The organism is Paenibacillus sp. OK076 (genome assembly GCF_900110055.1).
In the GTDB taxonomy this organism is placed as follows: domain Bacteria; phylum Bacillota; class Bacilli; order Paenibacillales; family Paenibacillaceae; genus Paenibacillus.
In genome coordinates this window covers 3,269,593-3,293,805 of the sequence record NZ_FOCH01000001.1, presented here as the reverse complement: position 1 = coordinate 3,293,805, position 24,213 = coordinate 3,269,593, and the positions used below count along the sequence as shown (strand labels likewise).

Genomic DNA, 24,213 nt, shown 5'->3' with positions numbered 1-24,213 from the left:
ATTTTTATATGCGAATATAGGATTCCAGGAACATGTTCAATTCAGATACGCCATCCGGTCGAATACTGTATTTCTCTTTCCGATTACTGCCGAGCAGATGGGTTCGCAGCAGTCCAGCGATGCGCAGTGCCATAACCTGATCTTTAACCATATCCTCGTCTTTGCCCAACTCTTCACACATTTCGGCGAGCGACTTCGGTTCACCTGACACGTAGCGGAGCAGACGGAGTCTTTCCGGATCAGCCAGGGCATGTGTGAAACGAAGCAGACAGGTCGGTGGTTGGTCTTCATCCTCTTCCGGTGCGTCTACAGGATACTGCATGATCATCATGCCCTCATAGAAGCAGTACATATTAATAGGACGGTTGTGGACGGTTGGAAACAGGATAACTTCATCCAGTCCAGGCATCGGTTCAACCAGAACACCCGCAGTAGCGTATTCAATAAGGAGTTCAGGCCCCATTTTATCAAGCAGTACGCGTTTCTCTTCAGCGTCTTCCTCGAGCCAGGTACGATAATCCTCACTCATATTCTGGCAGTAATGCTGATCCCAGAGTCGTAAAAGTGGCACATAGCTATCCCGAATACGTGTAGATTCTTCTATTGTAAGATGGGGAAGCAGAACAGATACGCGTGCGAACAGCTCTTCGGCTGTCAGTCCAGCAAGCATATCCAGAAAATCAATATTCTCATTAGAAGTGTTCCGATAGGCCGCCCATGCAAATAATACATCAAAGTCATCAAAAGGCCAGGTGGCAGCAGGTGCGAGCGCTGCTCGAACATTGGAACTTAGTTTGCCTTCCACCTCAATGATCCATTCGGGGCCAACATCCAGATGTTGAATCCATTTCTTCGTTACATAGACCAAAAAGCTGTTGAGCATTTCATATATCGGTGAAACATCGATTTTAACATGATAAGCCATATGATGCAGAATCCTCCCGTCACATCTAAATGTACGCAGCGACTTAAGTACTATTATGGCTTGTTTTGCAGGGCGTTGTCCACTATAATGTTCAAGTCCAGGGCAAAACCCCAGGCTTAACCATGCATGATCAATAGAATAGATATAACATCTGAAAGGTCGTCAGTGATGGCGATTTTTCTTTGTATGCTTGCAGGAGGAATGATTTTTGTGTCATCTATAACCACCCCCAAATTATCACATTCTACATCAAACTATCTCATTCTGATTACCGTTATTGTTGTGGCGGGGATCAGTCAGGGCCTTTTATTACCGGTGCTCTCGATTTTTTTGGAGCAAAAGGGAGTCTCACCGGGTTTAAACGGATTGAATGCAGCCGCACTGTACGTTGGCTCTTTTGCCATGACCTTGGTGGCCGAACGATTGCTGGGAGCTATTGGTTTCAAAAAGCTGATTATCGGCGGACTGTTATTTGTCATGATTCCCCTGATTCTGTTTCCTTATTTTCCGGATATCAAAATTTGGTTCATATTGCGTCTCGTCGTCGGAATCGGGGATAGTGCACTCCATTATTCTGCCCAATTATGGGTACTACTGGTGACCGCACCCGAAAAACGCGGACGTTACATCTCTTTATATGGCATGTCTTATGGTTTAGGATTCAGTATTGGCCCATTGGGAATCAAACTGCTTGGGTTTGGAGATGCCGTTCCATTCTGGGTATTATTCGTGTGTATGGCTGCTGTGCTTATCCTTGTATTAATGAAGCTTCCCGATACGAAGCCGGAAAAGGCTGAACATGGACAACTGCCTGAACGCCGTTTCCGTCGGAGCCTGGGTTGGGCATGGTATGCGCTGTTGCCTGCGTTATTGTACGGGTACATGGAAGCCGGGATGAACAGCAATTTTCCGGTATACGGACTGCGTATTGGTCTGGATGCCAATCAGATATCGTCCTTGCTGCCTTTTGTCGGAATTGGTGGTCTGTTCCTGCAATTACCGCTAGGCATGTTGAGTGATCGTTATGGGCGGAAGCAAACGTTAATGTTTGCCGGGATTACTGGCGGTATCATCTTCATGCTGGTTCCTGTTGCGGGCACACATTTCTGGTGGACACTTGTGCTGTTGACCATAGCAGGCGGTTTGGTAGGTTCATTTTTCTCGCTTGGCCTGGCTTATGCCGCAGATATTTTGCCAAAAGCGCTCCTGCCTGCAGCGAATGTGGTGGCCTCATTTCATTTTACAATTGGAAGCATCATTGGACCGAATCTGGGTGGGCAAGTGATCAATTGGATTTCACCAGGAAGCATGTTTATTTTGCTTGGATTCATGTATCTTCTTTTTGGTGCAGCAGGTGTATTATTTCGTCGTAAACCTATGCTCGAATCTGTGGTAAAATAGAAGCTGGTGTTCGCATGGAAATTGATGTCCATTTCCGAGTACACTAGTAGTAGGGAAAAACATGGACAAGAGGAGACATCGCGATGATCAGAGTTGAGGGTTTAAGCAAATCCGTTGGAGCGGACCGGGTTCCGGTTCTGCGGGATATACGGTTCGATATGCAACAGGGAGAAATGATCGGTGTAGTAGGCTCGAGTGGCAGCGGGAAAAGCATGCTGCTTAAATGCCTTGCTATGATGGAAAAATGGGATAGTGGTCAATTTACGGTGGACGGCGCCGAGATTATAAAAGAAGGTTGGTCCGGAAAACGGAAAATTAAACGGGAATGGGCATACTTGGAACAGAATCCGCAATTGTATCCGAGACGTACAGCTTTGAAAAATGTATTGATCGGTCGGTCTGGTCAAACCCCTTTGTGGAGAATGGTAACAGGTATGGTTCGTTCGGATGATTATATGGGTGCGATGGATTATCTGGAAGGGCTCGGATTGCTGGATAAAGCACACCAGACGGCAGAGAAGCTCAGTGGTGGCGAGAAGCAGCGTGTTGCAATTGCCAGAGCGCTCGCGCATGGTGCCAAAGTTGTTTTGGCAGATGAGCCTGTCATCGGACTTGATCCTCATACCGCAGATACGGTGCTGGAAACGCTGCGCAAATTGTGCGAAGAGGAACGAGCTACCGTGATAGCAGTATTGCCGATTGAAATGGCAGAGAAACATGCGACCCGCATCTGGGGTCTTGCGGAAGGCAAAATTGCTTTTGATATACGTGGACGTCGCTTGACACAACAAGAAAAAAATATGATTTAAACTATTGAAAAGAGTGATGAATTTGCTTAATTCACGGTGGGGGCGCCTGTTAGCGGGGGGAGCAGCTATAATTGTACTCGGCTCCGTTCTTAGCGGATGCACTGTCCTGAGTGATCCCAAGCTTTTAATGAAACAACCGATGATGTCGATGGACAAGGAGAGACTTCTTACTATTGTACAGAAAGAACAACCCCCTGAAAGCCAATTAATTCGGCCCAAAGACTTGAACAACACAAGCATGATACGGGTGGCAGATTTGGATGGGGATGGAACCCGAGAAGCCATTGTTTTCTACGAAACTCCGAGCGAAAATGTGCGGATTCACGGCATGCTTCTCGAAGAACAGGGTGATACCTGGGTGAAAAAACTTACTTTTGATGTTCCAGGAAATACCTTGCAATCGTTTAAACTGCTGGACATCACAAACGATGGCAATCCTGATATTGTTCTTGGAGTGAGCCTTGAAGCGCAGAAAGCCTTAATGGCCTATTCCTATAAAGGAGGGGCCCTTGAACAGGTGATGGGCGGTGTACCTTATAATGAATTAATTATTGATGATTTGCAAGGGAATCCTTTGGATCTGAACGGGGACAAAAAAAATGATTTTGCAATCGTTTCGCTCAATACTAGCGGATTTGCCTCCATTGCTCTATATCAATATGATGATGGCAGCTTCAAGGAAGTAGACCGAATACAAACAGACTATACAGTAAAAGAATTTTATAATGCACTTGGTGGTCAAATTGCCAAAGATAAAGTGGGCTTTCTATTGGATGCTGAATTGGACGACCGAAGTACGTTTACACAGATTGTGTATGTAAAAGACAACAAACTGGTGTATGCATTCAATTCCCCTGATCAAACTTATAGAGATGACAAAATTTTAAGCGGTGATTTTAATAATGATGGTATTATTGAATTTGGATTGAAGGAAACACCCAGAGGCTGGGAACATTACGTATTTGATGCTCGGATGTGGTTCTATACTTTCTATCAATGGAATGGTAAGGATGGTAAAGATTTCGTATCCTTCCAGTATCGTGATGATGCGAATGCATTCCATCTTAACCTGAAAACGGATTGGTACGGAAAAGTTACGATAGATACCAAATCAGAAAAGGGGAAATATATTCGTTTCAAAATGATTGATACGGATGAAACGGTGGGTGAAATTAAATATTTCACACTTACGCAGTGGGAACAAGACAAGGGTAAAGGGTGGAAAGAAATTACCAAATCAAATGATCGAGTGATTGCCTATCGTAGCGCACAATCTGCGAATAACGATGGTGGATTACTGGACAATATGTCGCATCTGAACAGAAAGGACGAACTTAATGAGTAAAGTACTTATTCTTGAGGATGAAGAATCCATCCGCAGTTTTATTGTTATCAATTTGAAGAGAAACGGGTTCGAAGTGCTTGAAGCGGGGGACGGACATGAAGCGCTTCGTATTTTACAATCCGTACCAGATATTGACTTGGCTTTGCTGGATGTCATGGTTCCTGGAATTGACGGTTTTGAAGTGTGTCGACGAATCCGTGAAACGAATGAACGTCTAGGAATTATTTTCCTGACAGCCAAAGTGCAAGAGCAGGACAAGGTATATGCGCTATCCGTTGGGGCAGATGATCACGTAAGTAAGCCGTTTAGTCCAACCGAGCTTATTGCACGTATACAATCTTTGCTTCGCCGGGTCAATGTTCACCGGGAGACAGCTGCAAAGGTAACGTTCCAATCAGGGCCGTTCTCGCTCGATCTGATCTCCAAGCAATTCAAGAAACAAAATGAATTAATTGAGTTAACACCAACTGAATTTTCCTTGATTCAATTTTTCCTAGAAAAAGAAAACACACCACTCAGTCGTGATGTGCTGCTGGATCATGTGTGGGGCAAAGAGTATATGGGTGATCCCAAAATCGTGGACGTAAACATTCGCCGCTTGCGTCAGAAAATTGAAAACAATCCTTCCGAACCTGAGTACCTGCAGACTGTATGGGGACACGGGTACAAATGGAAGGGCCGGGATCAATGATCAAAAAAGGCATCACACGGCAGATCGTACTACATTACTTTATTGTAGTTTTTCTGGCTCTGCTGTTGGTCGAATTCGTATTTTTGATTGCAGTGCAAAGGTATTATTACGAGAGTATTTATAATACGATTAATCAGCAGATTACTTCGACGAATGATTTTAAAGAGACGTTATCTCGTACGGACGAGGCTAATAATTTATCGTATTTGCTCGCCAATTTACAATTGGGTAGTACCGAGCTGCAAATCCTTGATATGGATGGCCGAGTCTTAGCTAGTTCAACTGCTTTTGAGTCCGAGCATGCCGTTCTTCAAACGAGTGATATATCACAGGCTATGAACGGAAGCATAGGCCGTTGGGTGGGTAGACAACCCCTTACGGGTGAGCAAGTCATGGCTGTATCTCACAAGCTAGATTTGGGTGGCGAAAATACGTATATTGTGAGGTATCTCACCTCGCTGGATATGGTTAATTCCAAGCTTCTGGTTATGGGACTGCTTGCCGTTGCTGTAGGCGTGGCTGTACTAGTCATTGTTTTAATTATCAGTATCGGAATGGCGAATTCAATTGTGCGACCCCTCAATAACATTACAGCCGTTTCGGCTCAAATGGCCCGGGGACGTCTGGATGTCAGAGTTAAAGGGAATTACAAGCACGAGCTTGGTGAACTTGCATCTACATTGAATTTCATGGCACATGAGATTGTACGCAGTAACCAGATTAAAGACGATTTTATTTCATCTATTTCGCATGAATTGCGGACACCTCTGACCAGTATCAAAGGGTGGAGCGAAACCCTGGATTCAGGCGGGTATGATCCCGATGAAACGAGAATTGGAATGAGTATTATATCCAAAGAAACCGAGCGATTGATCGGTCTTGTTGAAGAAATGCTCGATTTCTCCAAATTGCAGCAAAATCAGATGAAGCTTGTAAAAGGCTCGGTCAGCATTCGAGAAATTGTTCAGGAAACGATGTTGAACGTCTGGGCCAAAGCGGAGCAAAAGCAAGTACATCTCAAGCTGGACACAGATGAGACGCGTGCGTTTAACGTATTTGGGGATGGCAATAGGCTGAAACAGGTCTTTCTTAATCTGGTTGACAACGCGATTAAATTTTCTCATGAGAATTCGTGGATTTTCCTTTCTGTCAAAGAAGAGAAGGGTCAGATCATAGCTGCTGTTCAGGATACGGGTATTGGTATCAGTGAAGAACATTTAATCAAGGTACGTGACCGGTTCTTCCAGGTAAATCACCAAAACGGGGGGACTGGGCTGGGGCTTGCCATTACGCAGGAACTTGTGGAACTGCATGACGGCACAATCACGATTCAGAGTGAGCTTGGGTCGGGAACTACAGTTACCGTTTCTTTACCAGCATTACCTGAAGAAGAGGCTGTGGTGAGTGAAGCTCATAAGCATAACAATGACTCTGAAGAAGTTCAGGAGACACAGGCCCAGCAGACAGAGTCCGATAAGGAAGAAACATAATCTTTTGTTGGCAACATTAAGGCTGCGTATTATTGCTTGAAATAATGTTGGGATTTACCGTACCAAAAAGGCGAGCCATATGGCTCGCCTTTTCTTTATGCTTTATGAAGAAAGTTCACCAGCGCGCAAACGCCCGCTTTTTTCATAAACATCTTTTAGGATACGCACAGGTTGCGTGCGCACAGCCGGTTTGGCGGAAACAATCTCATTCGGTCCAACAACCACGATTTCATCCGCCGTGCCTTTGACAATGGCGCCGTCTTTGATGATGGCACCTTCACCAATGATGGCGCGTTCGATGTGAACACCGCGACCTACCCGTGCATTTGGCATAATCACGCTATCTTTAACCTCAGAACCTTTACCAACCTCGGCTCCGCAGAAAATAACAGAACGTTCCGCACGGCCATCAATAGCGCAGGATTCATGGATCATGGAGTGCAGGAGCTCAGCGCGTGTATGACGTGCTTTGAATGCACTCGGTTTAGTTCTCCAGTCACGAGTAAACATCGGCCAATCTTCTTTTTGCAGGCTCCAGTCTTCATCGTTATGAAGCAGATCCATGTGCGCATCCCATAAACTCTTCACGGTACCCACGTCTTTCCAATAACCATTGAAGTTATATACGAAGAGAGGGGTATTTTCATTCAACATTTGAGGAATCACATCTTTACCGAAGTCATGGCTGGATTCCGGATTTGCGGCATCTTCGATTAAGTGGCGCTTCAGGTATTCCCATTTGAACATGTAAATGCCCATGGAAGCCAGATTGCTTTTTGGTTCGGCCGGTTTCTCGGCAAACTCAGTCACTCTCAGATTCTCATCCGCGGCCATAATGCCGAAGCGATGGGCTTCCTCCCAAGGAACCTCCATAACGGAAATGGTCGCTACCGCTTCATTGGCTGTATGAGCTTCCAGCATTTCACGATAATTCATATGATAAATATGGTCGCCCGACAAAATTAGAACATTTTCGGGGTTTTGTTGGTCAATATAGTCCATATTTTTATAAATAGCATCCGCGGTTCCCAAGTATTCGTCATTTCCTGTATGATAAGATGGAAGTAAGGAAATTCCTGCCTCACTTGAAGTACCATGTCCCCAAGGTTCTCCTCCACCAATGTGATCATGTAATGAATCAGCTTGATACTGCGTCAGAACACCTACGGTGTCGATTCCTGAGTTTACGCAGTTGCTGAGAGGAAAATCGATAATCCGGTAGTGCCCGCCAAACGGTACAGCGGGTTTTGCGATACTTGAGGTTAAAGGGGCTAATCGCTTCCCTTCTCCTCCCGCCAACAGCATAGCGATGCAATCTTTATTAAACATAATCGTTTCCCTCCCAAGATATTTGTCCAGTGTAGTACATACATAAACGCAATGCGGAGCTATTGAAACGATGTATACTGTAAAAATCCTGAAAAATTACAACATTTTTTTACACACCGCATTTTTCTTTTCAACTTGGCTAGAATGGGGTAATGGTTAATGTTATATCTATTTTCTGGAGAAGAAGGTGATCTCTTGGCCATTCAACCGTTAACAAACCCGGAAATTTCGCCGGAGCACATTTATTTGTTTCATGAAGGAAACCTTCATCACAGTTATCGAATAATGGGCGCACAGCCTGCGATCGAAGATCATCGTCAGGGGTACCGTTTTACTGTGTGGGCTCCGAATGCCACAGAAGTAGGACTGGCTTTAGATCGTAATGGATGGAAAGGTGAACAGGAACCTTTATATAAGATACCCGATTCTGGATTTTGGAGTCGTTTTATTCCGGAAATCAGTGAAGGAACTTTATACAAATTCCGTATATTAACGGAAGATGGTACCGAATTGCTGAAAGCTGACCCTTATGCTTTCCAGGCGGAAGTACGTCCGCGTACGGCATCCGTCACCAGCTCCATTGAAGGTTACAAATGGAATGATGGCGCGTGGAGACGCAAACAACGAGGCGTGTATAACAAACCTCTACATATTTATGAAATGCATGCTGGAACCTGGAAACGGAAAGAAGACGGAACTCTGTACAGTTATCGTGAACTTGCAGACTTGCTTGTTCCTTATTTATTGGAGATGAAATATACCCATGTTGAGATGATGCCCCTGAGTGAACATCCTTACGATCTTTCGTGGGGGTATCAAAATACAGGATTTTATGCGCCAACCAGCCGTTATGGGCAACCTAAAGATCTGATGTATCTGATTGATACGCTACATCAGGCAGGAATAGGCGTATTGCTCGATTGGGTCCCTGCACATTTTGCCAAGGATGCTCATGGCTTGCGTTTGTTTGATGGAACGCCTTTGTATGAATATGCAGACCCACTGTTAGCAGAGAGACCAGGCTGGGGCACCCTCAGCTTTGACTACTCTAAACCAGAGATTCGTTCGTTCTTGATCTCTAATGCGTTGTACTGGATGGAGATGTACCATTTCGACGGACTGCGGGTTGACGCCGTAACCAGCATGCTTAAGTTGGATTTCGAAAAGCGGCCAGGACAATACCGAACGAATAACGAAGGTGGCCTGGAGAACAAGGAAGCTGTTGCTTTTTTGCAGCAGTTGAATGAAACGGTCTTCAAGTACTTTCCCTATGCACTGATGATGGCAGAAGAATCCAGTGCATGGCCGATGGTTACTTCGCCAGTAGATCAGGGTGGGTTAGGGTTTAACTACAAATGGAACATGGGTTGGATGAACGATACCCTTGACTACATGGAATCGGATTTTCACGAGCGTCCTTCCAAACATCATTTGCTGACATTCCCGGTCGTATACTCCTTTGCAGAAAATTACGTGCTTCCTCTGTCGCATGACGAGGTCGTTCATGGCAAAAAGTCGCTCCTAGACAAGATGCCAGGAACATACGAGCAGAAGTTTGCCGGCATGCGTGCCTTTATGGGGTACTTTATGACCTTCCCAGGCAAAAAACTGCTGTTTATGGGTGGAGAATTCGGCCAGTTTATCGAATGGAAAGACGAGGATCAACTGGACTGGTTTTTGCTGAACTACGACAGTCACCGTAAACTCCACAAGTTTGAACGGGATCTGTCCGAGCTATACTTGGGCGAAAAAGCTTTGTGGGAGCTTGATCATTCCTTTGACGGTTATGAATGGATCACTCCGGATGATCAGGACCAAAGTGTCATTTCATATGTGCGCAAAGGAAAAAAACCTGCGGATACACTCCTTGTGCTCATTAACTTTCAGCCAGTCAAGCGGGAGCGTTACCGGATTGGTGTCATGCGTCCCGGTATGTATACCGAAGTTCTGAACAGTGATCATTCCGATTACGGCGGATCAGGCATTATCAATGATATGCAGCTTACTACTGAAAAGATTCCTTTTCATGGGCAACCACATAGTCTGGAAGTTGTTTTGCCACCGCTAAGCGTAGTTATTTTAAAAAAGAACACACGTCGGAAAACGGATGCATTGCCCCTTGAAGTTCAATCCGTCAGAGAAAAAGCCAGTACCACTAAAACCAGTAAAACAAAAGATAGCACTACAGTTAAACCCAAAAGGAGGACGAAGGCATGAATATTCTATTTGCTGCTGCTGAAGTACATCCATTTATCAAAACAGGAGGCCTTGCTGACGTCATCGGCGCATTACCACAGGCATTAAAGAAAAGTGGGGCAGATGTTCGTGTTATTTTACCCAAATACAAGGGCATTGCGGGTGAGTATAAAGAAGCGATGGAGCCTGTCATCACAACAGATGTTCCTCTGGGTTGGCGCAGACCTTATTGTGGAATCGAGATGCTGGTTCATGACGGAATTCCTGTCTACTTTGTAGACAATGAATACTATTTTGGACGAGATGGCGTGTATGGGTATATGGATGACGGGGAGCGTTTTGCCTTCTTCAATCGTGCTGTTCTCGAGGTGCTGCCGCAAATTGAATTCAAGCCGGATGTGCTGCACAGTCACGATTGGCATGCAGGCATGATTCCTTTATTACTGGAGGCTCATTATGCGCATGATTCCTTCTACAGTGACATGAAAACCGTTTTTACGATACATAACCTGTTATATCAAGGTGTGTTTCCACATGATTTATTCAGTGATCTGCTTGAGCTGGATGATCGGTATTTCACGGTGGATGGGGCAGAATATTATGGCAATGTCAATTTTCTCAAAGCAGGAATCGTTTTTGCGGATCATGTAACAACTGTCAGCCCTACCTACGCCAAGGAAGTGCAAACTTCCTATTATGGCTATGGTCTGGATGGGTTGCTCAGCTCATTGGGCGATCGTTTCAGTGGGATTGTGAACGGTATTGATACCAAGAGTTACAACCCCGCAACGGATCATAAAATTGCGGTTAAATACAGAACCAGCCTGTCCAAGAAAATCGAGAACAAGATCGAGCTGCAAAAGGAATTAGGATTGCCTGTACGTCCGGATGCTCCACTAATGGTGATGGTTACAAGGCTTGTGGATTCCAAAGGGTTGGATCTGGTGTGTCGTGTATTGGATGAATTATTGTATTATGACGACATTCAGTTCGCAGTATTGGGTACTGGGGATCCGGCTTATGAGCACTGGTTCCGTGAGGCAGCTAATCGTTATCCGCTAAAAATGTCTGCTCAGATTACGTTTAATGATGGGTTATCCCGCCGTTTTTATGCAGGCAGTGATCTGTTCCTGATGCCATCGAGGTTCGAGCCATGTGGCATTAGCCAGCTGCTTGCACTCCGTTATGGCAGTGTACCGCTTGTCCGGGAAACAGGGGGTCTGAACGATACGGTGCAGGCATACAATGAATTCAGCGGAGAGGGGAATGGATTCTCCTTCACCAGCTTTAACGCACATGATATGATGAACACCATTCGCCGTGCTGAAGAATTTTACCGTCAGCCCGAGCACTGGAAAAAAATCGTGAAAAATGCAATGAGCGGAGATTATAGCTGGAACGTCTCAGCAGAAGAGTATATGGATATTTATCGCCGCATAATGCTTGAATCTGTGAAATAGATTTGCACAAATCAGCCGCAGTATATTCGTACTGTGGCTTTTTTGTACGATCATAAGGAGGAGGCGAATTTAAAATGAACAACTACATTAATTTTACCTCTACTTACAATCCTAATTTGCAGGCTTTAAGCAGTGCCGACGGGTATGATTCCGTCAAAATGAATGAAATGTTTGGCCAGATCATGGGTAATATCGCCTCTGTACAATCCACGCTGACAGGTAGCCATATTGATGTAAGGAATTTTGCTCCCGGAGATGGAAGCGATCAGACAGCTCAGATCAAAGCTTTTTTTGACTCGGCACAGGAAGGTGACGTTTTATTATTTACATCAGGGCACTATAAAGTTGTTAAGACGGGCTGGTTTTATACGTTTAGCGGCAGATCCGTCATCATCAAGGCACTGCCAGGTGCAATATTGGAGGTCTCGGATCAAGGACTCCGAATTGAAGGAAGCAATCATGTAGAAATTAGTGGTTTAACCTTGGTTCGCACGACTCAAGCAGGTTGGAGTAAAAACAAGACAGGGCTTAACATCGAGAATTCGAGCAATGTACTATTGCAGCATAATGATATTAGTAAATTTACCGATGGCATTGGAGTGAATGGTTCCAGCAGTCAAGACAATCCCGCCCGAAATGTCGTCATAAGAAACAATAAGCTTCATCACTTGGGAGAAGAGCCGATTGCAGTTCGGAGTCATTTGGTTTTTGTGGTGATTCGTGAGAATGACTGTTACCGCTATCTGGGGGATGGCATCCTGGTCAAGGGAACATGGCATGTTTCGATCACCGACAACTTTCTGCACACTCCTGTATTATCCAGTGATTCAGATTTTGCTTCTTTTTCAGGCGGACAACAGGTAAATAATATGCCTACAGTCGGTGGTGGGATTACCTGTAACAATGAGGGAGGAGAGACTGGAGCCAAAAACCTGCACATACATGGCAATAGCCTGATTGGAACAGCATTTGGTGTGGGGCTTATCGGTTTTGAAGGCGCATTTGTAACCTCCAATGTCTTTAAGGATATCAAAATCACGTCTGTTATTTCAGTATCTTTCCTTCCCTCCCAATATAATCCTAATGACTTAAGCAACCATCTGTTTGTAATCCAGGGTAACCTGATCGACACCATCTCCAGGTCAAGTGCTACTGCTGCCATAGAAGCGAAAACCAGTACAGGTGCAGAAGGCATGGACATCGGAATTATTTCAGACAACATTATCATTCCAAGAGGTAAACACTGGGGAATTGTCGCGGATGGTCATATTATCGTAAAAGGCAATTATATTGCCCAAGCGGGCATAGCCATGGATATTGCCAATGGAGTGATTGCATCAAGCAACATCATTGAGCCTGGCTTTGAAACGACCAATCCTGACCGGATGGTCAGTCTGCATAATGATTGTACCTTTTCTCATAATTCAGTTGCAGGAAAAGGTACATGTATTCAATTACGTGGCTCCAACAATATCATTACTGGAAATCGCTTAAAATATGAGGGAACATGGTGGGCAGTGCATCTGGACATGGTTAATAACACGGTGGAGGGCAATATCATAACAGATAACATGCTGATGGTTGCGGCAAGTGCGGCGGGACGTTATCTCTTTGGCGCAAGTCCCTTCACAAACGGGAAAAACATAGTTGTAGATCTGGTTAAGGATAATAATGGAACGTTATATCAATTCGTAAATGAAATGGTCATGCAGGGTCCGAATTCTACGCGGTGGAGAATCACCATAGATGCGAAAGGGGATTTGAAAACGACGAAGTTATAGCTTCAGTAAAGTCTTCGTCAGAAAACTCCTGAAGCATCTGATGATCCATTAAAGGGTCGTTCAATATTTCAGGAGTTTTCTGGCAAGTATTAGCTCGGTTCCAATTGTCTATACAAAATGCGGTATCCATAAGGATCAAGTTTAATATTCATCATGCCATTGGTGGGAACAACAGCATCTTCGGTTAAGGCATCTTTCCAGTCCATGGTTTCCATTGGATGTGACAGGGTACGTTCTTGCGGAGTATTGTTCATCCACACCGTGAAGTGGAGAGTGTCATCCATACGTTCATATATGATGCATGGATCGTTGTGATCGGCCTTCAGAAAACGGAAGCGGCCTTTGCGCAGAGCCTCATTACTTTTCCGCAAATCAATCATCAGACGGTAGAAGTCATAAAGCTCCTGATCTTGCTTGGCAGGATCCCATTGCATGCATTTACGACAATCCGGATCACCTTCTCCACGTATACCAACCTCATCCCCATAGAATATACAGGGCGTACCAATATAAGTGAAAAGAAACACAACCGACAATTTTAATCTGCGTTTGTCTTCTCCAGCTCGGGTAAGCAGACGTGGGGTGTCATGACTGCACAGCATGTTGAAGATGACTTCATTCGTCTGTTGCGGGTAACGCATAATGAGTGATCCCATCTCGTTAGCGAAGTTATACCCATCCATCGAACCACAGAAGAACTCAAGCACCTTGTCAGCAAAAGGGTAGTTCATTACGGAATCAAATTGATCTCCCATGAGCCAGGTGAGGGAATCACTCCATACTTCGCCTACAATATAGGCTTCCGGATTGGCGGTTTTGACCACTTTGCGGAAATCGCGCCAGAAATGGTTATCCACTTCATTCGCAACATCGAGTCGCCAACCGTCGAGTTTAATCTCCTTGATCCAGTATTCAGCCACATCAAGCAAATAGTCTTTTACTTCGGGATTAGCAGTGTTGAACTTGGGCATATTGCCATAAAATCCAAATGTATCGTAGGTTGGGATACCATCCTTGATCTGCACCGGATATTCATTGATATGGAACCAGTCTGCATATTTGGAATTTTTGCCGTTCTTCAGTACATCCTGAAAAGGAGGGAAGTCTTCGCTGCAATGGTTAAAAACCGCGTCAAGCATGACCCGGATTCCACGGCGATGACATTGTTCCGCCACTTCTTTGAGTAGCTCATTATCCCCGAAATGAGGATCTACTTTTTTATAATCAACGGTATCGTATTTATGGTAGGAGTTTGCTTGAAACAGCGGGGTAAAGTAAATGGCATTAACACCGAGCTTAGTCAGATCATCCAGGTGATTGAGCACCCCCTGCAGGTCTCCGCCAAAGTAGTTATCCAGTTCAGGTCGGCCACCCCATTCCTGGGTTCCTTCAGGGTTCAGGTCGGGATTGCCATTGGCAAACCTTTCGGTCATGATTTGGTAGAACACGGCTTCTTTGGCCCATTCGGGAACCTTAAACACATCGATTTCATGAATATAGGAAAATTCATAATATCCTCCGGTAGGATATGGCTGAGCATAATGAATTCCGTTATCAGCCAGATAAATATTTTCGGTACCAGCGGTAATGCGGAAGATGTAAGTCAGGCGCTTGAATTTGGGCTTAACTGCAGTTTCCCAGTAATCAAACATACTGTCGGAAGCCGCTTTCTCCAGTTGAATTTCTTTATAGGTTCCATTCCAATCATATTTATCACCAGTCAGTGCAGTCACATATTGCACATCGTTTCTCTTCGTTCGTACACGCAGGTGAATCGTCGAGGGATTATAAGCATAGGCCCATTTATCGCGGGGAACGTGATACATCGCTTCGAGCAGCATGACAACACCTCCTGAACTCAAGATACAGTTATAGCTATAAATAACCAAGTTAGAGAGCATATGAACCATAAGTGCGGTCGCTAAATGTAAGAATTTCAACATTTTTCAATGTTTTCTTTTCACAGCATCTCCACCTTGTGTCCGTATATACGTACTTTTCAAAACAAAAAAAGGTGCCCCTTAAGACCTGAAATGCAGGTCATGGGGAACACCCTAGGTTAATATACAACAGTTCACGAAAAACTTAGCGACTCGCTTGCTTAAACTCTGTTTGAATGGTTTGCAGCAGCTCAGGCTGTGTAAGAACATCATAAGCAGTTGCAGCAATTGCCTTGGCTCCAAGGATCATACCATCCAGGGCCCGTTCCTGAAGCGCCAGATCACGGAATTCAATGGAATGAAGCGTATGAACTTCGTCCACAACACGGATATACGGATGGATTGCAGGACAACGCAAGGATACGTTACCGATATCCATGGAACCATGGTCGTTGCCACTGACGATCTCTTCTTGAGAAATGCCGAGTTCAAGCAGATTAGCACTGAATGCAGCAGATAACGATTCATTCGTGACCATCTCATCATAGGATGTCTCGTAATTGGATGTCACAAGCCGGCATCCGGTTTGCAGAGCAGAACCTTCCGCAATCTGAATTACACGTTGAGTGAGAATATTCAACTCTTTTCTCGTTGAGGCACGTACATAGAATTGAGCAGAAGCGTAGTCAGGAATGATGTTGGCTGCCTGTCCTCCGCTGTTGATAACCCCGTGGATACGAACCGTACTTTTCACTTGTTGACGGAACGCATTAATGCCATTAAACGTCTGGATAACCGCATCCAGGGCATTGATGCCTTCATGTGGACTTGCAGCAGCATGCGAAGATTTCCCATGGAATTCAAATTGTACGGCATCAATAGCCAGGGAGCTGCCAGATTTCTCATACGCGTAATAAGGATGCGCCATCAGTGCGATATCACAGTCATCGAATAAACCCGCTTCAGCCATAGGCACTTTGGCCCCACGTGTTTCTTCCGCTGGTGTACCGAACACTTTCAATGTTCCGCCCACTTCATCCAGTATGGACTTCAGACCTACCGCAGCTCCGAGGCTCATCATGCAGATCAGATGGTGCCCACAAGCATGACCGATTTCCGGTAGTGCGTCGTATTCACATAACAGGGCAATGGTCGGACCTGGCTTGGATGCAGCATACGTACCGATGAATGCGGTGTCCAAGCCCAGGACAGGAGCTTCTACGGAAAAACCATGGTATGCAAGCTCTTCTTTTAACCGGGCAGAGGCGAGGTATTCTTCATTCCCAAGTTCGGGATTCGCACCAATGTATGATGAAATCTCTTTAAAACGGGAAGCATATTGATCAATTACAGTGAAAATTTGTGTTTTGGTATGTGTCATGCTGGACTCCTTAAGCAAAAATGAAAATAATTCAATAATTATATCATAGTTGCGGTTATTTTTCAGAAACTAGTCAGGATTTGTAATGTCGAAATGCATTGCATAATCATGCATTCTACTTTATAATGACTCAGGCATCAACAACAGAAAGCATACAAAGTATTATAAGGGGAGAACAGGGTTGAAATTGATTAGTCGTTACACCATGATGCTGCTAGCTCTTGTGGTCTTGTTAACTACGGTTGCACCTGTTGCGTCGGCAACGGGAACTACAGGCAATTCAGGCAGTAAAAAGCTGGTGCTCGGTACAAGTGCCGATTTTGCACCATATGAATTCCATAAAGTGATTGATGGTAAAGACCAAATCGTCGGATTTGATATTTCGATTGCTAAAGAAATTGCTGCGGATCTAGGCGCAGAGCTTGTAATAGAGGATATGGGTTTTGACGGACTTCTTCCTGCGTTACAGAGTGGTCGTGTGGATATGGTCATCTCTGGAATGACGCCAACGGATGAGCGTAGACAAAGCATTGACTTCTCCGATACCTATTATAAATCCAAGCAAGTCATCATGATTCGCAATGCGGATAAAGATAAATATCCAACCATGGCTGATCTGGAAAATGAAAAAATTGGTGTCCAAAAGGGCTCCATTCAGGAAACGATTGGCCAGGGAATCCCCGGCGCAAAACTGACAGCACTTGATAAAATATCTGATATCGTACTGCAATTGCAGACCAATCGTGTAAATGCTGCAATCGTTGAGGATACGGTAGCTGCCGGTTACCTGGATGATGTGATTGGACTAGCTCCGGCTATTCCGGATGAAGAGCAGGCCGAAGCGGCAATCGGGATTCGTAAGGGCAATACGGAATTGCTGAATGCAGTGAACGGAACGCTCGAACGTCTGAAAAGCGAAAATAAAATCGATCAGATGGTCACTGAAGCAAGCCAGTTGATGGCAGACAAGGTGAAAAAAGATCAAAACATTTTTCAAGTGTTCTGGCAATACAAAAGCTTTTATGCAACAGGTGTGGGTTACACCCTATTACTGTCTGCACTCGGTGTAATATTCGGGGTAATTATCGGTTTGATCATCTGTCTGTTACGTCTGCATGACGTCTCAATTCTGCGTTGGATTGGAACAGCTTACGTTGAAGTTATTCGTGGTACACCAATGCTGGTTCAATTGATGATTATCTATTACGGGCTTGCCTTGACGTTCGGTATTACATTTTCGCCGCTTCAGGCGGGGATTATCACACTATCCATTAATAGTGGTGCCTATCTTGCGGAGATTTTCCGTGCTGGTATACAGGGTGTGGATCGCGGCCAACTGGAAGCAGCTCGTTCCCTAGGAATGGGCAGAGGTGCGGCCATGCGCTTCATCGTGCTCCCACAAGCGTTCAAAGCGGTGTTGCCGGCGATCGGTAATGAGTTCGTGACCATTATCAAGGAATCCTCCATTATCTCGGTTATCGGTATGGTGGACATTATGTACCAGGCAAGTGTGGTCAAAAATATTACGTATCAAGGGATGAATCCATTCCTGATTGCGGCAGCCATCTACTTTGTGCTGACGTTCATTTTGTCCAAACTGCTGGGTCGACTGGAAAGGAAGTTGGGTGCAAGTGATAGACGTTAGACAATTATATAAATCCTATGATAAGAACGAAGTGCTTAAAGGCATTAACGTAACGATTGGCAAAGGCGAGGTTGTCGTGGTCATCGGTCCGTCCGGATCGGGGAAAAGTACCTTTTTGCGTTGTCTGAACTTACTGGAGAAACCTACTTCCGGTGAGATTAACTTTGAGGGAGTTTCGATCACTGACCCGAAACACAACATTAATGCAACTCGTGAAAAAATGGGGATGGTATTCCAGCATTTCAATCTGTTTCCGCACAAAACGGTGCAGCAGAACATTACGATTGCTCCCATTAAAGTGAAGAAACAGCCTGCACATGAAGCGGAACAAATCTGTGCAGATTTGCTCAAGACGGTGGGCCTCTCTGACAAAAAAGACGCCTATCCAAATCAGCTGTCCGGTGGACAGAAACAACGGATAGCTATTGCAAGAGCGCTCGCGATGCAGCCACATGTCATGCTCTTTGACGAGCCAACGTCTGCACTGGACCCTGAAATGGTGGGTGAAGTCCTGGATGTTATGAAGCGGCTTGCAGAGGGCGGCATGACCATGGTAATTGTAACGCATGAGATGGGCTTCGCACGCGAAGTGGGTGACCGCATCCTGTTTATGGATGGCGGGGTAATTGTAGAAGAAGGAACGCCTGCTGAAGTGTTCGGTGAGCCCAAGCATGCACGTACACGTGACTTCCTTGCTAAAGTGCTCTAATACATCCAAGTTATTCAGGATGAAGATCAGGTTGAAATTGCAAAATGTATAATTCGGATGAGAATTTCATCCCCCTCATACATCCCTGTCGACGACACGTCGGCAGGGATTGTTTTGTTATGTAAGGATACGCACGGATTAACATAAAAAGTAACGTTTCTGTCATCAGCGATATAAGCTCAAATAGACATTTTTTGAAAAAAACCGCTTAGATTCAGCCATGATGTTGAAGTGAATTAGACGGATGGTAACATTTACTACGACTCTTGGTTACAAAATTGTGATATATTTGTTCCTGCCGAAACTTCCGGAGTTGGGAGTGCGGGGGATGTAACGTTGCAGAGTGTGCTTGGGGGAGAATCAATTGCACACGGCTTGGGGTGAATTAGGGCTACATATATTTGAATGTAATTGAACCTATAGGGTGGTTTCCTCCATCCGAATCCGACAACTAACTTCGCAGGCATAATGAGGGAGGAAGACCATGATTAACAAGAAACGTATAGCCAAAACAGCAACAGCTTTGCTGACAGCAGCAATGCTCATTCAGGCCGTTCCGGCTCATGCTGATTCAGTTCATGTGGCCAAAGAAGGGGATACCTTCTACACCTTATCCAAACAATATGGAGTTGGACTTAACGCTCTGATCAAAGCGAACAATGACATTTCAGCTTACAACATTTATGGTGGTTTGAAAATTACGATTCCTGGAAAAACAACGTACACAGCTTCTGCTGCAGAAGCTAAAACGGAGGCTAAAACGATCACTACTGCAAGTCTTGACGTTAATGCAGATAGTAAAGTTGTACAAGCCTGGGGAAAAACGTTTGATTACAGCAAAGCGGTCGATGTCAAAGCAACAGCATACTCCGCGGACGCTTCCGAAAATGGAGGATGGGGTGCTGTGGACTACTTCGGTAACCCGCTCGAATTGGGAACCATTGCAGTAGACCCAAGTATTATTCCATTGGGAACTAAGGTACTGGTAACAGGTCATACACACCCAGGACTGCCAAAACAGGCATTTGTCGCTACGGCTCGTGATGTAGGCAGCGCCATTAAAGGCCATAAGATCGATATCTTTATTCCTGGCAGCAAACAATCCGTGAGCACATTTGGTATTCAGGATGTTGAACTTTACATTTTGAAATAAAATTCAAATCGTAGCTGCACATCATCAGATGTGACTCCAACTAACTCTATTCTAACAGTAAAGGGTGTCCCTTAATCACGATAAAGTGATTGAAGGACACCCTTTTGAATATCCGACTTCTAGATTCTTTGACCTATTTGCCCTTTGGCAGTTCCAGCATTTCGTCCAAAGTCACCAGCTCGTACCCGCGGTTACGCAATTCCTCGATAACTTCAGGCAACGCCTCGATGGAACCACTCAGCTTCGATCCGACACCGCCTCCTGCATGCTGAAGAACAATGGAACCCGGTTTGACGGCGGACAGGATGTTTTTTTTGACTTCCTCTTTGGAGAGGCCCTTCCAGTCCAGGGAATCGACATTCCAGTTCACAATGCTGTAATGCTGTTTGGCTGCCCATTGCAGCTGCTGTTCGTTAATGTCGCCATAAGGTGGACGTATCATTTTGGGTGTGTACCCCACCAGATCCCGAATAATATCCCCGGTATGTAAGATTTGTTTGCGAAATGCATTCATGGTCAGCTTACTGAACTCCGGGTGATTGTAGCTGTGATTGCCAACAATATGCCCTTCCTTCACCATGCGTTTCACTAAATCCGGATGTTTCTCGGCGCGATGTCCCACAATGAAAAACGTAGCCCGCACCTTGTATTTCTTTAGAATATCCAACACCTTCGGGGTGAACCGTGGATCAGGTACGTCATCAAAAGTCAGTGCGACCTTTTTTGTCGAGGGGCCATTCGTTTTGAATGTATCCGCATATTTCTGTCGGAGCTGTCCCAGCGTCAGCTGCTCCTCTTCGGAAGAATCAGACTTCGAAGCAGGTTCGGTTTGCGGGCTTGAAGAAGCCCATAACTGAGCAGGAGCGTAACTTCCTCCCAGAAGAATGACCATGATGGATAACATGATGAGGCGTATACGCATGTTAGTGCCTCCTTTTCCCAAATTGCGTTCTCTTTGGTATGCCCGGGGCCATCCGTATTTATGCATGATGTGAGATGTTTCATTGCTGATTCAGAAAATCAAAGCCATAATTCCACCATATATATAGAAAAGGACAGGTGGAGCAGGATGAGTACATACGACTTAAATTCCGTTCGGTTACAGGTGATCGAAGCAGGAGAAGATAAGGTTTTTATAATAACTGGAGGCAGATCACACATTGGAGCAGTAGCGATATTTTATCCGGATCGTGAACGGGTGAGTGGAGCTACGGTGCATATTCCAGGACATAAAGAACAAGAACTGTGTGAAAGACTGGCACGTAAGGCTGCCCTGCATTTAAAGGTAACCGTCACTGTGATTATGGGGATTCACTTTGACGCCATTACGCGGATGCAGATTGATGAGATTGTGCAGACTGCAGAGAAGCTGCTTGATGAGGAGCTGTGCCAAACGGGTCGACTAATTCAATAGTTCGATGTAAGCAAAATAGGCTAAAATCGTTTTTTATGATTTTTTTTGTTAAAATTGAAACGAGTAGAACATTGCCACGTATGTATGATTATATACAAGGATGAACTATCGACTAGGAGGAATACCATAATGTCCATTTTCAAACGATTACGCGATTTAACAATGTCTAACATTAACTCTATTATTGACAAGGCAGAAGATCCGATCAAGATGACGGATCAATATATCCGGGATATGCAGGAAGATCTTGAAGATGCGGAGAAAGCTGTTGCTGCACAGATTGCCATTGAGAAGAAATTCAAGCAGCTGTTCGAAGAACAGGAAGCTCTCGTGAAGAAACGTGAGGAGCAAGCACATACAGCAGCACGTGCACAGAATATGGATTTGGCCCGTCGGGCACTGGAAGAGAAAAAAGTCGCTGAAGAGAAGATGGCTGAATACAAAACAAGCTATGATCAAAATAAAGCTTCTGCCGATAACCTTCGTGGCAAGCTGGACGAAATGCGTAAACAATTGACTCAAATGAAAAATAAACGCGAAACATTGGTTGCGCGCTACAACGCGGCAAAAGCTCAAACCGAAATCAACAAGGCGCTGAACGGATTTAGCTCCGACACTGCAAGTGCCGGCATGAAGCGTATGGAAGAAAAAATGATGCAGATGGAAGCTCAGGCTGAAGCCAGCAATGAGATGTCGTCCAAAGGTAAATCGCTGGACGATGAGTTTGAGAAGCTGGGCAAGGATCAGGCTGTCGAGGATGAACTGGCAGCATTGATGAAGCAATACGAAAATAAGAACTAAACCTTGTAAGCAAGCAGGGGCACTAGCGGAGGAGAGACCAGCGTTTCTCCTTCGCTTTTAATTGCGGTTCATGTTGAAATGTGGGGGCTATGTAAATGGATTTGAACATTTTGGCAATGCTGGTCTGGACGTTATCGGGTTCGGTTTTGCTGTTTGTCTTGATGTATGTGGATTCTTTGTTCACGAAGTATAAGGATTTTGCCGAAGTGAAGGCCGGCAATATGGCCGTTACGACACGTATGGTTATGAAGCTGTTTGCTCAGGGATACGTACTCGCCACCTCCATTTCGACAGCGGGTCATCTTGGAGAAGCGTTGCTTGTATCCGTTGTTTCCTTTGTCATTTTGCTGATTCTGGAGAGTGTGGTTCACTTTATGATTCGGAGATGGGCCAACCTGGATCTGGATACGGGAATACAGCAGGGCAAGACAGGTTACGGTTTGTTCTCGGGTGCCCTACATATCGTGGGCGCATTAATTATTGCAGCTTGTTTATAAGATAAAGAACAGGAGTAATGGGCATGAGTGTGTGGAAACGGATTAAAGGGATAATAGCCAAACCTGAACCGCCTAAGGCAGAGAAAACTATGCTTCAGCTGGCACCTGGTGATATCTGTGAGGTTTCGCTGGTCACCTATGAAGTTGTTGGGCGGGTACATCATCGAGCACGGAATGCGGCTGTCCTCACGTTGCAGGATGGTACGGCAATCCGACATTTGCATATTGAAGAACGGGAAATGACCCGGTATGCCCTCTATACACCCATTGATGGACGTCTCGATGCACCGGATGAGGTGCCTACATTGCTGGATCTGGATGGACGTGCGTATCATCTGGAGGAAGAATACGGAGGAATGGTAACCACTGCAGGCAGGACACCCTATGGTCAGGCGGGGGAACAATTAGTATGGCAATATCAGTCTGATGATAACATGCTTTTGCGTGTGGAGTGGCAAGACAGAAGATTTACACTGTATGAGGGTGAGTCCATTCTTCCTGCGGATATCAAAGTGATTCGTTCGAGCTAGGAGAGGTTCCAATGAAAAAGCGCTTGGCACATGGATTAAAATTAATGCTGGTCCTCAGCCTTGTGATGTCGCTGCTGTCCGCGTGCGGAGCCCCTTCCGTTCAGGACACATATCCGCTTGAATCGGTCAGCGGCAGTGGTAACACGACATCCTATGTGTACCGAGCTGCCGATCGTACCGTTCCAGAGGTCGCTCAGGAATTATCTGAACAGCGGAAGCCGGATCAGATCTCGGCGGAAAATACAGAGCGGATGTTCCTGGTGTATCAGGACCAGTATTATCATTTGCAGCAAGACCCGAATAAAGTGGAAGACACCTTGGTTGAGGTGGATTCCAAGGAATATGTTCGGCAGAATTATGATTCGTCCTTTTTGCAAGGCTACTTAACCGCAACATTAATCGGTAATTTGTTTGATTCGTTCGGGGGTAGAGGGTCCGGTACGTATCGGGGTTATACGAACAAGGACACGTACAAGCCAAGAGAAGGCTCCTATCGGACACCGACGAGCAGCGATAAAAAGGTGGCTCCACCGATTACCGTTGACCGGAAAGGGTCAATTACCCGGCGTGGCAGCGATAAGGATTCGAGCGTAGGGTCCGGTGGAGGATTATTCAGCCGAAATAAGGAACAAAGCAAAGGCACAATTGATCGTAATAAGAGCAGTGGCGGCCTTGGAGGATTGTTTGATTCACCGAAGAGCTCTTATAAAAAGCCCAAAACGAGGGTTGGCGGTGGCCGAATCATGAGGCGTAGGTAGCACTTCTCATGAAAGGGA

At 45.2% G+C, this 24,213-nt stretch carries 21 protein-coding genes and 1 riboswitch; of the genes, 16 read left to right on the top strand and 5 right to left on the bottom strand.

What is annotated here, in order from left to right:
* Positions 1-4: 4 nt before the first annotated feature.
* A complete protein-coding gene (locus BMY78_RS14475; RefSeq protein ID WP_090899820.1) occupies positions 5-925 on the bottom strand; it encodes an ArsR/SmtB family transcription factor in 921 nt (306 codons plus the stop codon).
* Positions 926-1,126: 201 nt separating this feature from the next.
* Here BMY78_RS14475 and BMY78_RS14470 point away from each other — a divergent pair, with 201 nt between their 5' ends.
* The 5 genes from BMY78_RS14470 to BMY78_RS14450 all read left to right on the top strand — a co-directional run bounded on the left by BMY78_RS14470 (position 1,127) and on the right by BMY78_RS14450 (position 6,661).
* A complete protein-coding gene (locus BMY78_RS14470) occupies positions 1,127-2,326 on the top strand; it encodes an MFS transporter (protein ID WP_090899817.1) in 1,200 nt (399 codons plus the stop codon).
* Positions 2,327-2,409: 83 nt separating this feature from the next.
* Complete coding sequence (locus BMY78_RS14465; protein ID WP_076289134.1) at positions 2,410-3,135, top strand: phosphonate ABC transporter ATP-binding protein; 726 nt, start codon at positions 2,410-2,412, stop codon at positions 3,133-3,135.
* Positions 3,136-3,157: 22 nt separating this feature from the next.
* Positions 3,158-4,480: a hypothetical protein gene (locus BMY78_RS14460; RefSeq protein ID WP_143067035.1), complete on the top strand. Its 1,323-nt coding sequence runs from the start codon at positions 3,158-3,160 to the stop codon at positions 4,478-4,480.
* Positions 4,473-5,171 (top strand): response regulator transcription factor, encoded by a 699-nt coding sequence (locus BMY78_RS14455; RefSeq protein ID WP_063562821.1) that lies wholly within the window; start codon positions 4,473-4,475, stop codon positions 5,169-5,171. The genes BMY78_RS14460 and BMY78_RS14455 overlap by 8 nt, the downstream gene beginning before the upstream one ends.
* On the top strand, positions 5,168-6,661 hold the full coding sequence (locus BMY78_RS14450; RefSeq protein WP_090899811.1) for a sensor histidine kinase: 1,494 nt from the start codon (positions 5,168-5,170) through the stop codon (positions 6,659-6,661). The genes BMY78_RS14455 and BMY78_RS14450 overlap by 4 nt, the downstream gene beginning before the upstream one ends.
* Before the next feature lie 102 nt (positions 6,662-6,763).
* Here the strand turns inward: BMY78_RS14450 and BMY78_RS14445 are convergent, their stop codons facing one another.
* The gene (locus BMY78_RS14445) at positions 6,764-7,990 is read right to left on the bottom strand and encodes a glucose-1-phosphate adenylyltransferase (RefSeq protein ID WP_090899808.1); all 1,227 of its coding nucleotides are present in this window, start codon (positions 7,988-7,990) and stop codon (positions 6,764-6,766) included.
* Positions 7,991-8,149: 159 nt separating this feature from the next.
* Here BMY78_RS14445 and glgB point away from each other — a divergent pair, with 159 nt between their 5' ends.
* The 3 genes from glgB (at position 8,150) to BMY78_RS14430 (ending at position 13,427) form a co-directional block, all read left to right on the top strand.
* Positions 8,150-10,207 carry a 1,4-alpha-glucan branching protein GlgB gene (gene glgB / locus BMY78_RS14440; RefSeq protein ID WP_256222122.1) on the top strand — a complete coding sequence of 686 codons (2,058 nt, stop codon included), beginning with the start codon at positions 8,150-8,152 and terminating at the stop codon, positions 10,205-10,207.
* Complete coding sequence (glgA, locus tag BMY78_RS14435) at positions 10,204-11,646, top strand: glycogen synthase GlgA (protein ID WP_090899805.1); 1,443 nt, start codon at positions 10,204-10,206, stop codon at positions 11,644-11,646. Before glgB ends, glgA begins: the two co-directional genes overlap by 4 nt.
* A 74-nt stretch (positions 11,647-11,720) precedes the next feature.
* A complete protein-coding gene (locus tag BMY78_RS14430) occupies positions 11,721-13,427 on the top strand; it encodes a right-handed parallel beta-helix repeat-containing protein (protein WP_090899802.1) in 1,707 nt (568 codons plus the stop codon).
* 89 nt (positions 13,428-13,516) lie between these two features.
* Here the strand turns inward: BMY78_RS14430 and BMY78_RS14425 are convergent, their stop codons facing one another.
* Together BMY78_RS14425 and BMY78_RS14420 are read right to left on the bottom strand one after the other, a co-directional pair.
* Positions 13,517-15,268 carry an alpha-glycosidase gene (locus BMY78_RS14425; RefSeq protein ID WP_090899799.1) on the bottom strand — a complete coding sequence of 584 codons (1,752 nt, stop codon included), beginning with the start codon at positions 15,266-15,268 and terminating at the stop codon, positions 13,517-13,519.
* A 244-nt stretch (positions 15,269-15,512) separates the two neighbouring features.
* The gene (locus BMY78_RS14420; RefSeq protein WP_090899796.1) at positions 15,513-16,688 is read right to left on the bottom strand and encodes a M20 family metallopeptidase; all 1,176 of its coding nucleotides are present in this window, start codon (positions 16,686-16,688) and stop codon (positions 15,513-15,515) included.
* A gap of 181 nt (positions 16,689-16,869) precedes the next feature.
* Between BMY78_RS14420 and BMY78_RS14415 the strand changes: the two genes are divergently transcribed.
* The 3 genes from BMY78_RS14415 to BMY78_RS14405 all read left to right on the top strand — a co-directional run bounded on the left by BMY78_RS14415 (position 16,870) and on the right by BMY78_RS14405 (position 20,195).
* Positions 16,870-18,333: an ABC transporter substrate-binding protein/permease gene (locus BMY78_RS14415; protein ID WP_090899794.1), complete on the top strand. Its 1,464-nt coding sequence runs from the start codon at positions 16,870-16,872 to the stop codon at positions 18,331-18,333.
* Positions 18,320-19,042, top strand: a complete 723-nt coding sequence (locus tag BMY78_RS14410; protein ID WP_090899791.1) for an amino acid ABC transporter ATP-binding protein — start codon at positions 18,320-18,322, stop codon at positions 19,040-19,042. The genes BMY78_RS14415 and BMY78_RS14410 overlap by 14 nt, the downstream gene beginning before the upstream one ends.
* A 286-nt stretch (positions 19,043-19,328) precedes the next feature.
* Positions 19,329-19,524, top strand: a riboswitch (cyclic di-AMP (ydaO/yuaA leader).
* Positions 19,525-19,526: 2 nt separating this feature from the next.
* On the top strand, positions 19,527-20,195 hold the full coding sequence (locus BMY78_RS14405; RefSeq protein WP_090899788.1) for a 3D domain-containing protein: 669 nt from the start codon (positions 19,527-19,529) through the stop codon (positions 20,193-20,195).
* Positions 20,196-20,328: 133 nt separating this feature from the next.
* On the opposite strand, the gene BMY78_RS14400 is transcribed toward BMY78_RS14405, so the two are convergent.
* Entirely contained in the window at positions 20,329-21,117 is a 789-nt protein-coding gene (locus BMY78_RS14400) for a polysaccharide deacetylase family protein (RefSeq protein WP_090899785.1), read from the bottom strand.
* Between the two features lie 147 nt (positions 21,118-21,264).
* On the opposite strand from BMY78_RS14400, the gene BMY78_RS14395 reads away from it, so the two are divergent.
* From BMY78_RS14395 to BMY78_RS14375, 5 genes are all read left to right on the top strand, one after another.
* Positions 21,265-21,609 (top strand): prenylated flavin chaperone LpdD, encoded by a 345-nt coding sequence (locus BMY78_RS14395; RefSeq protein WP_090899782.1) that lies wholly within the window; start codon positions 21,265-21,267, stop codon positions 21,607-21,609.
* A gap of 129 nt (positions 21,610-21,738) precedes the next feature.
* Positions 21,739-22,410: a PspA/IM30 family protein gene (locus BMY78_RS14390; protein WP_090899779.1), complete on the top strand. Its 672-nt coding sequence runs from the start codon at positions 21,739-21,741 to the stop codon at positions 22,408-22,410.
* Between the two features lie 95 nt (positions 22,411-22,505).
* Positions 22,506-22,907, top strand: a complete 402-nt coding sequence (locus BMY78_RS14385; protein ID WP_090899776.1) for a DUF350 domain-containing protein — start codon at positions 22,506-22,508, stop codon at positions 22,905-22,907.
* Positions 22,908-22,930: 23 nt separating this feature from the next.
* Positions 22,931-23,437 (top strand): DUF4178 domain-containing protein, encoded by a 507-nt coding sequence (locus tag BMY78_RS14380; protein ID WP_063562808.1) that lies wholly within the window; start codon positions 22,931-22,933, stop codon positions 23,435-23,437.
* Positions 23,438-23,448: 11 nt separating this feature from the next.
* Positions 23,449-24,195, top strand: coding sequence for a DUF4247 domain-containing protein (locus tag BMY78_RS14375; RefSeq protein WP_090899774.1), 747 nt, complete (start codon positions 23,449-23,451; stop codon positions 24,193-24,195).
* Positions 24,196-24,213 lie beyond the last annotated feature (18 nt).

Bases quoted from the DNA above. Each gene is read 5' to 3' on its own strand.
- BMY78_RS14465 (WP_076289134.1), top strand. From the start codon at position 2,410: ATGATCAGAGTTGAGGGTTTAAGCAAATCCGTTGGAGCGGACCGGGTT.
- BMY78_RS14470 (WP_090899817.1), top strand. From the start codon at position 1,127: ATGATTTTTGTGTCATCTATAACCACCCCCAAATTATCACATTCTACA.
- BMY78_RS14385 (WP_090899776.1), top strand. From the start codon at position 22,506: ATGGATTTGAACATTTTGGCAATGCTGGTCTGGACGTTATCGGGTTCG.
- BMY78_RS14425 (WP_090899799.1), bottom strand. From the start codon at position 15,268: ATGCTGCTCGAAGCGATGTATCACGTTCCCCGCGATAAATGGGCCTAT.
- BMY78_RS14475 (WP_090899820.1), bottom strand. From the start codon at position 925: ATGGCTTATCATGTTAAAATCGATGTTTCACCGATATATGAAATGCTC.
- BMY78_RS14405 (WP_090899788.1), top strand. From the start codon at position 19,527: ATGATTAACAAGAAACGTATAGCCAAAACAGCAACAGCTTTGCTGACA.
- BMY78_RS14430 (WP_090899802.1), top strand. From the start codon at position 11,721: ATGAACAACTACATTAATTTTACCTCTACTTACAATCCTAATTTGCAG.
- glgB (WP_256222122.1), top strand. From the start codon at position 8,150: ATGTTATATCTATTTTCTGGAGAAGAAGGTGATCTCTTGGCCATTCAA.
- BMY78_RS14450 (WP_090899811.1), top strand. From the start codon at position 5,168: ATGATCAAAAAAGGCATCACACGGCAGATCGTACTACATTACTTTATT.
- glgA (WP_090899805.1), top strand. From the start codon at position 10,204: ATGAATATTCTATTTGCTGCTGCTGAAGTACATCCATTTATCAAAACA.
- BMY78_RS14420 (WP_090899796.1), bottom strand. From the start codon at position 16,688: ATGACACATACCAAAACACAAATTTTCACTGTAATTGATCAATATGCT.
- BMY78_RS14400 (WP_090899785.1), bottom strand. From the start codon at position 21,117: ATGCGTATACGCCTCATCATGTTATCCATCATGGTCATTCTTCTGGGA.
- BMY78_RS14380 (WP_063562808.1), top strand. From the start codon at position 22,931: ATGAGTGTGTGGAAACGGATTAAAGGGATAATAGCCAAACCTGAACCG.
- BMY78_RS14390 (WP_090899779.1), top strand. From the start codon at position 21,739: ATGTCCATTTTCAAACGATTACGCGATTTAACAATGTCTAACATTAAC.
- BMY78_RS14395 (WP_090899782.1), top strand. From the start codon at position 21,265: ATGAGTACATACGACTTAAATTCCGTTCGGTTACAGGTGATCGAAGCA.
- BMY78_RS14445 (WP_090899808.1), bottom strand. From the start codon at position 7,990: ATGTTTAATAAAGATTGCATCGCTATGCTGTTGGCGGGAGGAGAAGGG.
- BMY78_RS14375 (WP_090899774.1), top strand. From the start codon at position 23,449: ATGAAAAAGCGCTTGGCACATGGATTAAAATTAATGCTGGTCCTCAGC.
- BMY78_RS14455 (WP_063562821.1), top strand. From the start codon at position 4,473: ATGAGTAAAGTACTTATTCTTGAGGATGAAGAATCCATCCGCAGTTTT.